Genomic DNA, 14162 nt, shown 5'->3' on the forward strand with positions numbered 1-14162 from the left:
TCCAATGCTGCCGGACTACGCCTCTCAACCGGTAGCCGAAAAGGGAACGGGTGCGTCCACACCGTATCTGCCGATTGCGGGGAGTCTTACCAAGAGGATGCGGATTGTGGAATTTCCGGTTGATTTCTAGAGTGTTCGAGCACGCCGCACCCCTTCGCCCTAGGGATAACGGATGCCTGACTCGTGGCCGTTCGCCGGGCTGCTCGCGCCAGCAGTCGCTGGCCCCGCTCCGGCGACCGAGCCTGCCGTGCGCGAAGACCTCCCCGACGACCTGCGCACCCTCGTCCTGCACGCCAAGACCGGCGACTCGGACGCCTTTGGCACGCTCTACGACCGCTACGTGGACCTCGTCTACCGCTACATCTACTTCCGGGTCGGCTCCCACCCGCTCGCCGAGGACCTGACCAGCGAGACCTTCCTGCGGGCGCTGCGGCGCATCGCCGACTTCACCTGGCAGGGCCGCGACTTCGGCGCCTGGCTGGTGACCATCGCCAGAAACCTGGTGACCGACCACTTCAAGTCCGGACGCTACCGCCTGGAGGTCCCGACCGGCGAGGTGCTCGACGTCCCCCTGGACGGCTCGCACATCCCCGAGAACGCCGTGGTCACCGCCATCATCAACGACCGGGTGCTGCGCGCCGTCCGGGATCTCAACCCCGAACAGCAGGAGTGCGTCGTCCTGCGATTCCTGCACGGCCTGTCGCTCGCGGAAACCGCGCTGATCATGGGGAAGAAGAGTGGAGCGATCAAAGCGCTGCAGTTCCGTGCCGTCAGGGCGCTGGCCAGGGCGCTCAAACACGACCTTGCGTAACCTTTCGCCACGGAACGTCGTTAGGCAGGTATCACCACAGGACCGAGCCGCGGGGGCATCAGGGGGCCGCCATGAGTAGGGCGCGCAGATCGCAGGAGCGGGTGCTGGAGCATCTCGCCGAGCTCGGCAGGACCCCGCTGGGCGGCGGCCCGGACCCGGCCTTCCGCTCCCGCCTGCGCGACGAGCTCGCCGCCGCCCGCGCCGCGACCACCCCGGCGGCCACCACGGCAGCCACCGCCGGGGCCGCCGGGGTCGCGTCCCGGCCGCGCTCGGCGAGCCGGGCCGGCGGGCGTCACTCCCGCCGCAGGCCGCGCCCTCGGCGGCGCTCGCCCGCCTCCGCGCTGGTCTCGTTCGGGCTGGTGACCGCAATGATGCTGACCGCGGTCGTCACGTACGACTCGGTGCCCGGCGACGCCCTCTACCCGCTCAAGCGCGCCGCCGAGAGCACGCTGGTCCGCCTCAGCACCGACGACGTCGTACGGGGCGAGCGCGAGCTGGTGTCGGCCAAGACGCGCGCCGAGGAGGTCGCCCAGCTCCTCGGCTCGTCGGAGGCCGGCCCGCTCGTCAGCAGGACGCTCAAGGACATGGAGCGCGCGACCCGGGCCGGCATCAGCAGGCTCCGCCGCGCCGAGCCGCGCTCCCCCAAGATCGACAAGTTCGCCGAGGACCAGCGCAACATGGTCGGGCCGATGCTCGAACGCCTCGACGGCCCGCAGCAGGACCAGGCGGTCGGCTACCTGGACTACATCGAGGGGCTCGTCCCGCCTAGGTAAGCTGAGGCCCATGTGGCGCCTAATCCGACGACGACACGAGGTCGAGGCGGAGATCGCCGGTGAGGCCGCCGCGGCGGCCGCCGTCGTGGCGCCTCCCGCCGAGCCCGACCTCCAGGCCGCGGCCTTCTTCGACGTCGACAACACGATGATGCGCGGGGCGTCGATCTACCACTTCGCCAGGGGGCTGGCGACGCGGGGCATGTTCAACACCTCCGACCTGTTCAAGTTCGCCGTCGGGCAGGCCGTCTTCCGCATGCGCGGCAACGAGAACCCCGAGCACATCGCGGTGGCCCGCGAGACGGCGCTGGCGTTCGTCGCCGGGGCCAAGGTCGACGACGTCGTCAGGCTGGGCGAGGAGATCTACGACGAGGTCATGGCCGACCGCATCTGGGGCGGCACCAGGGCGCTCGCGCAGAGCCACCTCGACCAGGGGCAGCGCGTGTGGCTGGTGACGGCCACGCCGGTCGAGCTGGCCCGGGTGATCGCCCAGCGGCTGGGCCTGACCGGCGCGCTCGGCACGGTGGCGGAGACCAGCGAGGGCATCTACACCGGCCGCCTGGTCGGCGACCTGCTGCACGGCCCGGCCAAGGCCGAGGCGGTGCGCGCGCTGGCCCGCCGCGAGGGCCTCGACCTGACCCGGTGCACCGCCTACAGCGACTCCTCCAACGACCTGCCCATGCTGTCGCTGGTCGGGCAGGCGGTGGCCATCAACCCCGACAGCGAGCTGCGCGAGCACGCCAGGAAGCACGACTGGCCGATCAAGGACTTCCGCACCGGCCGCAAGGCCACGATGACGGCGCTGCCGATCGCCGCCGGGGTCGGCGCCGTGGCGGGAGGAGTGGCCGCCGGCCTGGCCCTGCGCCGCCACTACCGCTCCTCCCGCTGACCCCGCGCGCTCGCCGGTCCGTCAGCGGAAGCGGGCGAAGAGCCGGTCGGCGTCCGGCTGCTGCCAGGCCACCCGTCTCGGGTCCTCCGGGTGGGGGCGCCAAGGGACCGTCACGAGGCTGACCTTGCTCCCCCGCACCGCGCCGGCCAGCTCGATCAGCGTGTCCACGTTCAGCCCCGCGTCCGTCCTGACCGTCCGTGACGCCGCCGTCACGAACTCCCGCAGCCGGTCCGGGTCGGCCAGCTCGCTCTTCGCCTTCTTCAGCATGGCCATCACCACCGCGTGCTGGCGCTTGATGCGGGCGATGTCGGAGCCGTCGCCGACGTGACGCAGCCTCATGTAGCCGACGGCCTGCTCACCGTCGAGCTCTTGCCGGCCCGCGGGCAGGCGCAGCTTGGCGGCCCGGTCGTCCACCGCCTGCGGCAGCTTGACCTCGACGCCGCCGAGCGCGTCCACCAGGGCGGCGAACCCGGAGAAGTCCACCTCGACCGTGTGATCGACGCGCACCTCGGTCAGCGACTCGACGGTCTTGAGCGCGCACGCCATCCCGCCGGTGTCGTAGGCGGAGTTGATCAGTCCCTCCCGCGCCGGCTTGCCGCCGCACGACGGGATCTTCACCAGCGAGTCGCGGGGGATGCTGAGGACCGTGACCTTCTCGCGGTCGGCGGTCAGGTGGACGAGCATCATCGCGTCGGTACGCGCGCCGTTGCGGAAGCGTTCGGTGCCCGCCTGGCTGTCGGTGCCGACCAGCAGCACGTTGAGCCCGCCGGTCGCCTTCGCCCCGAGCGGCCCCGTGGCGACGCCCGCCGTGTTGTGGCCGCCGACCAGCAGCGCGGGCACGGCCACGGCGAGCGCGGTGGCGGCCGCGACCAGCCCGGCCGTCATCCAGCCGAGCCTGCGCCGCCCCGGCCCGCGGGTCCCCGACCGCAGCAGGCGGTCACGCTGGCGGACCAGCGTGGGAGGCGGCTCGTGCTCCAGTTGCCGGCCGAAGTCACGCAGCAGCTTCAGATCGTCCATCGTCACTCCTCCCCCAGCAGCGGATTGGTGTCGCCGAGCGCCGCGCGTACCTTCCGCCTGCCCCGGTTGAGGCGGGAGCGCACGGTCCCGATCGGGATGCCGAGCGCCCGCGCGGCCTCCTCGTACGTGAGATCGCCCCAGGCGATGAGCAGCAGGACGTCGCGGTCCTTGGCGGGCAGCGCGGCCAGCGCGCTGGCGAGGCCGGGGCCGGCCGCCTGCGCGCTCACGCCGGCGGCCACCCGGTCGGCGGGCGACTCCACGTCCCGGTCGGCGGCGACGCGCATCAGCGCGCGGTAGCGGGCGGCCTCGGTGCGGCGGTGCCGGGAGATGAGCTTGGTGAGGATGCCGAACAGCCACGGCCTGGCGTCGGGGCAGCTCAGGTCGTAGCTGGTGCGGCGGGAGAAGGCCACCAGGAACGTCTCCCCGACGACGTCCTCGGCGGGCTCGGGGCCCAGACGCCGGGAGGCGTACCGGTAGAGCATGGCGGAGTAGCGGTCGAACAGGTTGGCGAACGCTTCGGGTTCGGTCAGCGAAGCGTTGATCAGTTCGGCGTCCGCACCCCTGGCGACGGCGGGTTGTGTGATCATCTCCGCCCTTCTGCGCGGGAATCGGTCGAAGATATCTCGCCACAACCCGCCGCCGGGGTTCACGCGGGCGGCTTACAGCTCCTTGAGGAAGCCGCCGTCCACGGCGAAGTCGGCGCCCGTGGTGCTGGCCGAGCGCGGCGAGGCGAGCAGCGCCACCGCGTCGGCGATCTCCTGCGGGTGCACCAGGCGGCCGGTGACCAGGCGCATCATCTCGGGAGCCGCCTTGGTGATCACGCTGCCCTTGTCGGCGCCGACGAACCCGGCGATGACGTCGGCGGCTCCGCCGTCCTTGGTCCACCAGTCGGTCAGCACCGGGCCGGGCGAGACGGTGTTGACCCGGATGCCGCGCGGGCCGTACTCCTCGGACAGGGCCTTGCTGATGTGGTTCATGGCGGACTTGGCGGCGCCGTAGTCGACGTTCATCGCGCCGGGCTGCCGGGCCGAGCCGGAGGAGACGTTGACGATGGCGCCGCCACCGCGCTCCAGCATGACGGGCAGCGTGGCGCGGATCAGGCGGACCACGGCGAACAGGTTGAACTCGAACATCGCCTGCCAGTCGCCGTCGTCCGGCGTCAGGAAGCCGACGCGCGGCAGCGTCACGCCGGGGGGCGGCCCGCCCGCGTTGTTGACCAGGATGTCCACGCCGCCGAACGCCTCCACGGCCCGGGCGACGATCTCGGCGGGGGCCGCCGGGTCCATCAGGTCCACGGGCACGTGCAGCGCCTGCTCGGGCAGGTCGTCGCCGCGGGTGCGGGAGACGGCCACGACGTGGACGCCCTCCTCGGCCAGGGTGCGGGTGACGGCCAGGCCGATCCCCTTGGAGGCGCCGGTGACGACCGCGACGCGGCCGGAAAGCTGCAGATCCATGACATGTCCCTTTCGGTGTTCTCTATCGGTCGTAAGAACACCGGCCGGACCGGAGCGGTTGCACTTTCTAGAGGAACGGCGGGAAAGCGTGGCCGCGACGCAGCCTGAGCTGGTCGAGCAGCTGCTGGATGACCTCGCGGACGTGGTCGGTCAGGTTGAAGACGAGCATCGGGTCGTCGGCCGCGCCCGGCTCGTACTCGTCGGTCCGGATCGGCTCGCCGAACTCGATCATCCACTTCGACGGCAGCGGCACCAGCCCGAGCGGCCCGAGCAGCGGGAAGAACGGCGTGATCGGCAGGTAGGGCAGCCCGAGCAGCCGGGCCAGCGAGGGCAGGTCGCCGATCTTCGGGTAGATCTCCTCCGAGCCCACGATCGCGGTCGGCACGATCGGCACCCCGGCGCGGATGGCCGAGGCGACGAAGCCGCCGCGGCCGAACCGCTGCAGCTTGTAGCGCTCGGAGAACGGCTTGCCGACGCCCTTGAAGCCCTCGGGGAACACTCCGACCAGCTCGCCCTTGCGCAGCAGCCGGTCGGCGTCCTCGGGACAGGCCAGCGTGTGGCCGGTCTTGCGTGACAGGTGGCCGAGCACCGGGAGCTGGTAGACCAGGTCGGCGCCGAGCAGGCGCAGCGCCCGGCCCGCCTCGTCGTGCAGCGCCACCTGCATCATGAGCGCGTCGACGGGCAGCGTGCCGGCGTGGTTGGCGACGACGAGCGCGCCGCCCTCGTCGGGGATGTGCTTGAGCTCGGCGGTCTCGACCCGGAACCAGTGGCGATAGAGCGGCCGCAGCAGCTCCAGCAGCACCTTGTCGGTCAGCTCGGCGTCGTAGCCGAACTCGTCGACCTCGTAGTCGCCGGTGAGCCGCCTGCGCAGGAAGGCCAGCAGCTCGGCCGTCCGGTCGGCCGCGGGGTCGGCCGTCACAGGTGCGCACCTCCCACGAGCGGGCGCAGCTCGCGCGAGCGCAGGAAGTCGTCGAACGCCGCCCCGGTGCTGAACTTGGGCTTCCAGCCCAGCTCGGCCTCCAGGTCGGCGGTGTCGACGGCCCGGCCGTGGCTCATCAGCCGCAGCTGCTCGGGCGAGTAGTCGACCAGCCCGGCGCGGCGCACGGCGGTGCCGAGGAGCCGGAAGGCGGGCGAGGGCAGGGGCAGCGACAGCCGCCCGGCCCGGCGCACGCACTGCGACAGCAGCAGCACGCCCGCCCCGGCCACGTTGTACGTGCCGGGGTGATCCTCGGTCGCCATCCGGCGCAGCACCTCGACCGCGTCGTCCTCGTGGACGAACTGCAGCCTCGGGTCGAAGCCGAACACGGTCGGCAGCACCGGCTGGGTGAAGTAACGGGTGAGCGGCGAGTCGACGCCCGGCCCGAGAAAGTTGGCGAAACGCAGCAGCGACACGGTGACGTCGGGCCGGCGGCGCGCGAAACCGCGCACGTAGCCCTCGACCTCCACCGCGTCCTTGGCGTAACCGTGGCTGGGGCCGTCGTGCGGCTCCAGGTCCTCGGTGAAGACCGCCGGGTCCCTGGGCGAGGAACCGTAGACGGCGGTGGTGGAACGGACGACCACGCGGCGCACCGTCGCCGACCGCTGGCAGGCGCCGAGCAACTGCATGGTGCCGATGACGTTGTGCTCTTTCATGGCCGCCCGGCCGGTGCTCCGCGAGGGAGCGCTCACCAGGCTCATGTGCACGACGGTGTCGATGTCGGCGGCCGCGATCACCTGAGCGATGTCAGGGCTGCGCAGATCGACCCGTACGTACTCGATCCGGCCGGCTGTGCCGTCGTCCCGGTTGCCCGGGGGAGGCGACAGCCCATCGGACGCAACATCGGACCCTGCGTCGGACACAGAATCGGGTCCTGCGTCGGACACAGCGTCCACTCCGATGACGCGGCTGATGTCCGGGTCGGCCGCGAGAACACTCGCCACCCGGGCGCCGATGTGGCGCGAGACCCCGGTGACGAGCACGGTGTGGGTCATCAGCGCCTCGCAGCTGCGTCGTCTTACTTCTTGTTACGCCGCTGGATGCGCGTCTTCTTGAGCAGCTTGCGGTGCTTCTTCTTGGCCATCCGCTTGCGGCGCTTCTTGATCACAGAGCCCACGGGACCCCCAGGTACTGATAGCAAGTCTGAATCGATGTGCGAGCGCACACCGGGTGACAGACTACCGGCGATCGGCGGTGGATCGCCCCTCGGGGTGAGGGCCCGGCACCGCAATCGGCGACCGGGCCTCTCCCGCGACCGTATTCACGGCGCGCCCGGCGCGCCGCTACGCCTGTCTCACCCTGCTTCGATGTAGGCTTCGCGAAGATAATCGTGCACCGCCTGCTCGGGCACTCTGAACGAGCGGCCGACCCGGATGGCCGGCAACTCGCCAGAGTGCACCAGCCGGTAGACGGTCATCTTCGACACTCGCATGACCGTGGCCACCTCGGCCACCGTCAGGAACTTCACCTCGCTGAGAGGTCTTTCGCCTGCAGCCATCGGACGCCTCTTCCGCACGTGTTTCCGGGTTATCCCCACTGGTGCCATTGCTCACGCACGTGTACTGCCGTCAGCGTAAGTCGGGACTCCGAGCGCGCAAACCCCCTAGTTTCTCAGTCCCCGCAGCCGCCTGTCAGCCGAACCCGCAAAGCCGCTGGCCAGACATCGCACCGAGCACTCAATCGGACGTTGGAACTGTCCAATTTGTCACCTATAAGAGTCGCCCGGGCTCCATCAAAAGTTGGCAAAGGGACGGCGAGCCTCTGGGAATGCAGGCGCGAAAAGACGGTATGGGGATGACCGATTTCAACTCATAGGGCTCGTGAGACTCGAGTGACGAGTCGTTCGGTCAACGGCGCGTAGTAGCGCGGTAGCACATTGTCGTCAAGCGGCACCACCACATCGATCTTGCCCTCGGCCTCTCCGACGAAGAGTCCAGGATCGTTGCTGTCGGCGAAAGCCACAGTGGGCACTCCCGCCTCTCCCGCTGCCCCTGCCCACCCGTGGTCGGCGATAACCAGGTCGGGCCGGTCCTCGCCCAGCTCGGCCAGCATGTGCTCCATCGGCGCGGCGTCGTGGGTGTGGACGAACGCGCCCTTGTCGTCGAGCATCGCCACGTCGCCGAGATAGCGGATGCGGCGCGGTCGCCCGAACCCGGAGCCGGAGTAGGTCCAGCCCTCGGCGGGCGACAGCAGCACGGCCCCGCGTTCGGCGGCGAGCCTGGCCAGCGGCAGGTGGACGGCGAGCAGGCCGGTCGGGTGCCCGGTGGCGAACAGCACGCGCGGGCTCTCCTGCGACAGCGCCGCGGCGATGCGGTCGGCCATGGCGTCGAGCGCGTCGATGGTCCGCTCGGGGTCGATGGTGTCCTGTCCCCAGCGGTGGCCCGGGTCGGCGACCACGCCCGCGGCCTTGGCCATCAGGGCCAGCACGTCGCGGTAGGTCCACGGCTGGTCGAACGTCAGCCCCAGCATGTAGTAGGGATCACGGTTGGCCAGCGAGCTGTAGTGATCCAGGTTGTTCTCGCGCGGGGTCGCGACGTCGCCGGCGATGCGGCTCATGATCAGGTGCTCGCGGAGTTCGTCGCGGGTCAGCACTGCGTGTCCTTAGGGCATCGGGTCGAGGCCGTGCAGGGGGAACACCGCGTGCCGGGTCGCCATGACCGCACGGTCGATGGGGTCCGCTGGGTCATAACCATGTGAGATGTCCTGAAATTCCGGGTCTCGGCCGTCTGTCATGGTGAGCGGGGCCGTCTCGCCTGTACGTTCCCGTACCAGCCGTTGCCAGGCCTCGCCCGTCGGGGTGGAGGGGGCGAGCGGGTGGCCCGACAGCTCCGCGATCAGGTGGGTCCACGCCCGCGGCACCACCTGGACCAGCTCGTAGCCGCCCCCGCCGGTGGCGATCCAGCGCCCGCCGGCGGTCTCGTGCGCCAGCCGGTGCAGGGCCGCGTAGGCGGTCCGCTGGCCGTCGAGGCTGAGCATCAGGTGGGCGAGCGGGTCGAGCGCGTGGCTGTCGCAGCCGTGCTGGGTCACCAGGACCTCCGGCGCGAACTCGCGCAGCAGCGGCGGCACCACCGCGTGGAAGGCCCGCAGCCAGCCGGAGTCGCCGCACCCGGCGGGCAGCGCCACGTTGACCGCGGTGCCCTCGGCGCCGGTCTCCCCCGGCCTGCCGGTGCCGGGGAACAGCGTCAGCGGGCTCTCGTGCAGGCTGATCGTCAGCACCCGCGGGTCGTCGTAGAAGGCCGCCTGCACCCCGTCACCGTGGTGCACGTCGACGTCCACGTACGCGACCCGCCTGGCGCCCTGGCGCAGCAGCCAGGCGATGGCCAGCGCCGGGTCGTTGTAGACGCAGAAGCCGCTGGCCGAGGCCGCCATCGCGTGGTGCAGCCCGCCCGCGACGTTGACCGCGTGCTCCGCCTCGCCCTCCCAGACGGCCCGGGCGGCGGCCAGCGACGCGCCCGCGATCAGCGCGGACGCCTCGTGCACGCCCGCGAACGCCGGGTTGTCGCTGCTGCCGAGCCCCACCGACAGGTCGGGGGCCCCGGTCGCGGAGACGCGCTTGACCGCCTCGACGTAACCGGGGTCGTGCACCATCGCCAGCTCGGCGTCCGTGGCCGGGTCGCAGCCTGCCAGGTCCACCTTGTCGAGCACCCCGAGCGCCCTGGCCAGCTCCATCGTGAGCGCCACCCGGACGGGAGCCAGCGGATGGCCGGGGCCGAAGTCGTAGGAGGTGAGGGCGTCGTCCCAGATGACCCGTGCCGACTGGCTCATGCATGCTCCCGTTTCCCGCGCCTTGAGGTGACGTTACCGCAGCGTCAACGGCACCGGTCCAGCCGGATCGCCCGGTCGCACGGGAGTTTCGTGACGTAATCTCGATCCCATGCGCATCGTGCGACGCGTCAAGGCCGCATGGCGGTTCTTCCGGCGTCCGCGGGTCTTCGACATCACGCTCGTGATCGCGCTCCTCCTGCCGGGGATCATCGGCGGGCTGGCCGTCCTGTCCCAGGGCCAGCCGATGACCTTCAGCCTGCACTACCTGCTGACCGTGCCGCCGCTGCTGATGCGGCGCAACCGGCCGGTGCTGACGGCGGCGCTGATCACGGCGCTCGACGTCGTCGCCGTCTCCGCCGACATCGTCTCCCCCGGCAGCCCGGTCACCATGATCGCCGCCTACAGCCTGGGCCGCTACACCTCCGGCCGCACGGTCTGGATCGCCGCCGGGCTGATCTCCCTCCTCTACGCGACCGCGAACGAGCTCGCCACCCGCTTCCAGCCCGGCCCGCAGCCTCAGGGCGCGTGGCTGACCGGCCTGACCCTCATCGCCATCCCCGTCGTTCTGGGCCAGTTCAACCGCGTACGGGCCGAGCTGCGCGAGCGCGGCAAGCGGGAGGCCGCCGAGAGCGCGGTGCGGGCCGAGCGGCGGCGGATCGCCCGCGAGCTGCACGACGTGGTCTCCCACCACCTGAGCGTCATCAACGCGCTGGTCGGCGGGGCGCGGGCGACGCTCGCGCCGGGCCAGGAGGTGACCCGCGAGGCGCTGTCCGGGGCCGAGCAGAGCGCCCGCCAGGCGCTGTCGGAGATGCGCGAGCTGCTCGACGTGCTGCGGGCCGACGACGGCGGCGGCTCCGACGCCGCGACCGGGGTGGGCGCGTCCCGGCTGCCCGCGCTGGTCGAGGAGGTCAGGAGCGCCGGGCTGCCCGCGAGCCTGGTCGTGACCGGCGAGCCCGTCCCGCTGCCCACGACCGTCGACCACGCCGTCTACCGGATCGTCCAGGAGGCGCTGACCAACACCCGCAAGCACGCCGAAGGCGCGCGGGCCAGCGTCCGCCTGGTCTACGATCCGGGTGCCATCGAGGTCGAGGTGCTCGACGACGGCGCCCCCAAGCACCCGATGGCGGCGGGGTTCGGGCTGGGCGGGATGGCCGAGCGCGTCGCCCTCTGCGGCGGGCAGTTATGGACCGGTCCCCGGCTGGAAGGCGGTTTCCGCGTGCACGCGCGCATCCCCCTGGAGAAGACGTGATCTCGGTGTTGCTGGTGGACGACCACGCGCTGGTCCGCAAGGGCTTCCGGCTGATGCTCGACGCCCAGCCCGACCTGACGGTGGTCGGCGAGGCCGCCGACGGTGACGAGGCGGTCGACCTCGCCACCCGGCTCAGGCCCGACGTGGTGCTGATGGACCTGCACATGCCCGGCCTCGACGGGGTGCGCGCCACCGAGCGGATCACCGGCGGCGTGCCGGGCGTGCGGGTGCTCGCGCTGAGCACGTTCGACCTGGACGAGAACGTGGTGGCGGCGCTGCGGGCGGGCGCCGACGGGTTCCTGCCCAAGGACGTCTCCCCCGAGGAACTGGTCGAGGGCGTACGGATCGTGCACCGGGGCGAGGCGGCCGTGGCCCCCCGGCTGCTCACCCGCCTGATCGGCGCCTACGTGCGGGCGCCCCGGCCGCAACGGCACACGGCGCCCCTGCACCGGGCCGGGCTGACCGGCCTGACCGACCGCGAACGGCAGATCCTGGTGCTGATCGCGCGCGGCAGGTCCAACGCGGAGATCGCGGCCGAGCTGGGCGTGTCCGCCTCGACGGTGAAGAACCACGTGACGAGCGTGTTCGCCAAGATCGGCGTGAGGGACCGGGCCCAGGCGGTGATCGCCGCCTACGAGGCGGGGCTGATCAACCCAGGAGAGTAGGACCACGCTCCTACCGGCCCGCCCGCAGGACTGTCCCGCAGCAGGAAGATTCGGCCCGCGCCGCCGATCATCCTGAACATATGACCGCGATTCGGGCAACGAACCTGAGCAAGCATTACGGGAAGACCGCGGCCGTGACCGATCTGTCCTTCGACGTCGAGCCCGGCCAGGTGACCGGCTTCCTCGGCCCGAACGGCGCCGGGAAGTCGACCACCATGCGCATGATCCTCGGACTCGACCGCCCCACCGGCGGCGGCGTGCTCGTGGACGGCAAGCCGTACGGGGAGCTCAGGCACCCGCTGCGCAAGGTGGGCGCGCTGCTGGACGCCAAGGCGGTGCACGGCGGGCGCAGCGCCCGCAACCACCTGCTGGCCATCGCGCAGAGCAACGCGATCCCGGCCGCCCGGGTCGAGGAGGTGCTGGAGCTGGTCGGCCTGAGCACGGTGGCCAAGCGGCGCATCGGCGGCTTCTCGCTCGGCATGTCGCAGCGCCTCGGCATCGCCGCCGCGCTGCTCGGCGACCCGGAGATCCTGCTGTTCGACGAGCCGGTCAACGGCCTGGACCCGGACGGCATCCTGTGGATCCGCACGCTGATGCGCAAGCTGGCCGCCGATGGGCGCGCGGTGTTCGTCTCCAGCCACCTGATGAGCGAGATGGCGCAGACCGCCGACCACCTGGTGGTGATCGGCAAGGGCCGGCTGATCGCCGACACGAGCGTGCAGGAGTTCATCGGCCGCAGCTCCCAGGGGTACGTGCGCGTACGGTCGCCGCGCCTGGCCGAGGTCGCCGAGCTGATCAAGGGCGCCGAGCTGCACCCGGACCACCTGCGGGTGACCGGGGTGGAGCCGCTGGAGATCGGCACCGCGACCGCGCGGGCCGGACTGCCGCTGGAGGAGCTGACGTTCGTGCGGCCCTCGCTGGAGGCCGCCTACATGGAGCTGACCAAGGACAGCCTGGAGTTCTCGTCATGATGGACGTCATCCGGTCCGAATGGACCAAGATCCGCTCGGTGCGCTCCACGATGTGGACGCTGGCCTGCGCCGGGCTGCTGCTGATCGGGTTCAGCATCCTGCTGACCGTGTCGATCGCCAACTCGGCGGGCGAGCCGCCCACGGGGATCGAGGCCGCCAGGGTCACCCTGTCGGGCACGCTGTTCGCGCAGCTCGCGCTCGCCACGTTCGGGGTGCTGGTGATCTCGAGCGAGTATCGGACGGGGTCCATCAGGACGACGTTCATGGCCGTGCCGCAGCGGCTGCGGGTGCTGTCGGCCAAGATCGTCGTGTTCACCGTCGTGACGCTGGTGGTCTCGGCGGTCTCCGCCCTGGCGGCGTTCCTGGTGGGCGGACCGCTCATCCTCGGGACGGCGGCGCTCGGAGACCCGGGCGTCGCGCAGGTGGTGGTCGGCACCTCGCTCTACCTGACCGCGAGCGGGCTGTTCGGGCTGGCCCTGGGCGCGCTGATCCGGCACACGCCGGGCGCGGTCGTGTCGGTGATCGCGCTGATCCTGGTGCTGCCGCAGGTCACGTCCATGCTGCCGGGCGACCTGGGCAGGACGGTGCACCACCACTTCACCTCGAACGCCGGCCTGCAGGTGATAGCGCCGAACCCGGACAACCCGCTGGGCCCGTGGTCCGGCTACGGCGTCTATCTCGCCTGGATCGCGGTCACGCTGGTCGTGGCGGCCGTGCTGATGCGGCGGCGCGACGCCTGACCCCATGACTCGCCGGCTGGGGACGACCGTGTCGAGGCGGTCTCCTCAGCCGGCGGCGAGCTCGCGGCCCCGGTCGCGGGCCGCCTCGATCGCGGCCAGGAAGGCGGCGCGCACGCTGTGGCGCTCCAGCTCGGCGATGGCGGCGATCGTGGTGCCGCCCGGCGAGGTGACCGCCTCGCGCAGGATCACCGGGTGCTCGCCCGAGTCGCGCAGCATGACGGCCGCCCCAACGATCGACTGGGTGACCATGTCGAGCGCGGCGGCGCGCGGCATGCCGAGCAGGATGCCCGCGTCGACCATGGCCTCGACCAGGTAGAAGAAGTAGGCGGGCCCGCTGCCCGACAGCGCGGTCGCGGCGTCCTGCTGCGACTCGGGGATGCGCAGCACCTTGCCGACCGGCCTGAGCAGGTCCTCGGTGAGCCTGAGGTGCTCCTCGCCGGCGTGGGACCCGGCCGAGATCACGCTCATCGCCTCGTCGAAGCGGATGGGCGTGTTGGACATGACCCGGACCACCGGCGCGTCGACGCCGAGGCGCTGCTCGACGAAGGCCGTGGTGATGCCGGCGGCGGCGGTGATGACCAGCCGGTCGGCGGGCACGCAGGGGGCGATCTCGGCCAGCAGCGCCGCCATGTCCTGCGGCTTGACCGCGAGGATGAGCGTGTCGGCGGACTTGGCGGCCTCGGTGTTGGACACCGTGCGGACCCCGTAGGTCTCGCGCAGCGCCTGGGCGCGCTCGGCGCGGCGCGCGGTGGCCAGCACGTCGCCGGGCTTGAAGCCCGCCCGCAGCAGCCCGGACAGCAGCGCCTCGCCCATCTTGCCGGTGCCGAGAATCGCAATCATGTGCGCAGCCTACCG

General features: G+C 71.6%; 17 protein-coding genes. 7 read left to right on the forward strand and 10 right to left on the reverse strand.

What is annotated here, in order from left to right; translation table 11 throughout:
- Window positions 1-172 precede the first annotated feature (172 nt).
- From AB0G11_RS08120 to AB0G11_RS08130, 3 genes are all read left to right on the forward strand, one after another.
- Window positions 173-811, forward strand: a complete 639-nt coding sequence (locus AB0G11_RS08120; protein ID WP_219504424.1) for a sigma-70 family RNA polymerase sigma factor — start codon at window positions 173-175, stop codon at window positions 809-811.
- A gap of 71 nt (window positions 812-882) precedes the next feature.
- Window positions 883-1584: a DUF5667 domain-containing protein gene (locus AB0G11_RS08125; RefSeq protein WP_357584709.1), complete on the forward strand. Its 702-nt coding sequence runs from the start codon at window positions 883-885 to the stop codon at window positions 1582-1584.
- 10 nt (window positions 1585-1594) lie between these two features.
- Window positions 1595-2470, forward strand: a complete 876-nt coding sequence (locus AB0G11_RS08130) for an HAD-IB family hydrolase (protein ID WP_219509600.1) — start codon at window positions 1595-1597, stop codon at window positions 2468-2470.
- 21 nt (window positions 2471-2491) lie between these two features.
- Here AB0G11_RS08130 and AB0G11_RS08135 read toward each other — a convergent pair whose 3' ends face one another.
- The 9 genes from AB0G11_RS08135 to AB0G11_RS08175 form a co-directional block, all read right to left on the reverse strand.
- Entirely contained in the window at window positions 2492-3487 is a 996-nt protein-coding gene (locus AB0G11_RS08135) for an LCP family protein (protein WP_357584711.1), read from the reverse strand.
- A gap of 2 nt (window positions 3488-3489) precedes the next feature.
- Entirely contained in the window at window positions 3490-4074 is a 585-nt protein-coding gene (locus AB0G11_RS08140) for an RNA polymerase sigma factor (protein ID WP_219509598.1), read from the reverse strand.
- Window positions 4075-4146: 72 nt separating this feature from the next.
- The gene (locus AB0G11_RS08145) at window positions 4147-4941 is read right to left on the reverse strand and encodes an SDR family NAD(P)-dependent oxidoreductase (protein ID WP_219509597.1); all 795 of its coding nucleotides are present in this window, start codon (window positions 4939-4941) and stop codon (window positions 4147-4149) included.
- 67 nt (window positions 4942-5008) lie between these two features.
- Window positions 5009-5860, reverse strand: coding sequence for a lysophospholipid acyltransferase family protein (locus tag AB0G11_RS08150; RefSeq protein ID WP_357584713.1), 852 nt, complete (start codon window positions 5858-5860; stop codon window positions 5009-5011).
- Window positions 5857-6912 (reverse strand): NAD-dependent epimerase/dehydratase family protein, encoded by a 1056-nt coding sequence (locus tag AB0G11_RS08155; RefSeq protein ID WP_219509595.1) that lies wholly within the window; start codon window positions 6910-6912, stop codon window positions 5857-5859. The genes AB0G11_RS08150 and AB0G11_RS08155 overlap by 4 nt, the downstream gene beginning before the upstream one ends.
- A 23-nt stretch (window positions 6913-6935) precedes the next feature.
- Window positions 6936-7034, reverse strand: a complete 99-nt coding sequence (locus AB0G11_RS08160; RefSeq protein ID WP_018654693.1) for an AURKAIP1/COX24 domain-containing protein — start codon at window positions 7032-7034, stop codon at window positions 6936-6938.
- A 177-nt stretch (window positions 7035-7211) separates the two neighbouring features.
- Window positions 7212-7415: a helix-turn-helix domain-containing protein gene (locus tag AB0G11_RS08165; RefSeq protein ID WP_043629748.1), complete on the reverse strand. Its 204-nt coding sequence runs from the start codon at window positions 7413-7415 to the stop codon at window positions 7212-7214.
- A gap of 311 nt (window positions 7416-7726) precedes the next feature.
- Window positions 7727-8509: a phosphatase gene (locus tag AB0G11_RS08170; protein ID WP_357584715.1), complete on the reverse strand. Its 783-nt coding sequence runs from the start codon at window positions 8507-8509 to the stop codon at window positions 7727-7729.
- 9 nt (window positions 8510-8518) lie between these two features.
- Complete coding sequence (locus AB0G11_RS08175) at window positions 8519-9682, reverse strand: acetoin utilization protein AcuC (RefSeq protein WP_219509593.1); 1164 nt, start codon at window positions 9680-9682, stop codon at window positions 8519-8521.
- Between the two features lie 109 nt (window positions 9683-9791).
- Here AB0G11_RS08175 and AB0G11_RS08180 point away from each other — a divergent pair, with 109 nt between their 5' ends.
- The 4 genes from AB0G11_RS08180 to AB0G11_RS08195 all read left to right on the forward strand — a co-directional run bounded on the left by AB0G11_RS08180 (window position 9792) and on the right by AB0G11_RS08195 (window position 13307).
- Window positions 9792-10931 carry a histidine kinase gene (locus tag AB0G11_RS08180; RefSeq protein WP_219509592.1) on the forward strand — a complete coding sequence of 380 codons (1140 nt, stop codon included), beginning with the start codon at window positions 9792-9794 and terminating at the stop codon, window positions 10929-10931.
- The gene (locus AB0G11_RS08185; protein ID WP_219509591.1) at window positions 10928-11596 is read left to right on the forward strand and encodes a response regulator transcription factor; all 669 of its coding nucleotides are present in this window, start codon (window positions 10928-10930) and stop codon (window positions 11594-11596) included. The genes AB0G11_RS08180 and AB0G11_RS08185 overlap by 4 nt, the downstream gene beginning before the upstream one ends.
- Window positions 11597-11676: 80 nt before the next feature.
- Complete coding sequence (locus AB0G11_RS08190; RefSeq protein ID WP_219509590.1) at window positions 11677-12567, forward strand: ABC transporter ATP-binding protein; 891 nt, start codon at window positions 11677-11679, stop codon at window positions 12565-12567.
- On the forward strand, window positions 12564-13307 hold the full coding sequence (locus tag AB0G11_RS08195; protein ID WP_219509589.1) for an ABC transporter permease: 744 nt from the start codon (window positions 12564-12566) through the stop codon (window positions 13305-13307). Before AB0G11_RS08190 ends, AB0G11_RS08195 begins: the two co-directional genes overlap by 4 nt.
- Before the next feature lie 45 nt (window positions 13308-13352).
- Here AB0G11_RS08195 and proC read toward each other — a convergent pair whose 3' ends face one another.
- Complete coding sequence (gene proC / locus AB0G11_RS08200) at window positions 13353-14147, reverse strand: pyrroline-5-carboxylate reductase (RefSeq protein ID WP_219509588.1); 795 nt, start codon at window positions 14145-14147, stop codon at window positions 13353-13355.
- Between the last annotated feature and the right edge of the window lie 15 nt (window positions 14148-14162).

The organism is Nonomuraea sp. NPDC023979 (assembly GCF_040639085.1).
GTDB lineage: Bacteria > Actinomycetota > Actinomycetes > Streptosporangiales > Streptosporangiaceae > Nonomuraea > Nonomuraea ceibae.

Bases quoted from the DNA above. Each gene is read 5' to 3' on its own strand.
- AB0G11_RS08120 (WP_219504424.1), top strand. From the start codon at position 173: ATGCCTGACTCGTGGCCGTTCGCCGGGCTGCTCGCGCCAGCAGTCGCT.
- AB0G11_RS08125 (WP_357584709.1), top strand. From the start codon at position 883: ATGAGTAGGGCGCGCAGATCGCAGGAGCGGGTGCTGGAGCATCTCGCC.
- AB0G11_RS08130 (WP_219509600.1), top strand. From the start codon at position 1,595: ATGTGGCGCCTAATCCGACGACGACACGAGGTCGAGGCGGAGATCGCC.
- AB0G11_RS08135 (WP_357584711.1), bottom strand. From the start codon at position 3,487: ATGGACGATCTGAAGCTGCTGCGTGACTTCGGCCGGCAACTGGAGCAC.
- AB0G11_RS08140 (WP_219509598.1), bottom strand. From the start codon at position 4,074: ATGATCACACAACCCGCCGTCGCCAGGGGTGCGGACGCCGAACTGATC.
- AB0G11_RS08145 (WP_219509597.1), bottom strand. From the start codon at position 4,941: ATGGATCTGCAGCTTTCCGGCCGCGTCGCGGTCGTCACCGGCGCCTCC.
- AB0G11_RS08155 (WP_219509595.1), bottom strand. From the start codon at position 6,912: ATGACCCACACCGTGCTCGTCACCGGGGTCTCGCGCCACATCGGCGCC.
- AB0G11_RS08165 (WP_043629748.1), bottom strand. From the start codon at position 7,415: ATGGCTGCAGGCGAAAGACCTCTCAGCGAGGTGAAGTTCCTGACGGTG.
- AB0G11_RS08175 (WP_219509593.1), bottom strand. From the start codon at position 9,682: ATGAGCCAGTCGGCACGGGTCATCTGGGACGACGCCCTCACCTCCTAC.
- AB0G11_RS08180 (WP_219509592.1), top strand. From the start codon at position 9,792: ATGCGCATCGTGCGACGCGTCAAGGCCGCATGGCGGTTCTTCCGGCGT.
- AB0G11_RS08190 (WP_219509590.1), top strand. From the start codon at position 11,677: ATGACCGCGATTCGGGCAACGAACCTGAGCAAGCATTACGGGAAGACC.
- AB0G11_RS08195 (WP_219509589.1), top strand. From the start codon at position 12,564: ATGATGGACGTCATCCGGTCCGAATGGACCAAGATCCGCTCGGTGCGC.
- proC (WP_219509588.1), bottom strand. From the start codon at position 14,147: ATGATTGCGATTCTCGGCACCGGCAAGATGGGCGAGGCGCTGCTGTCC.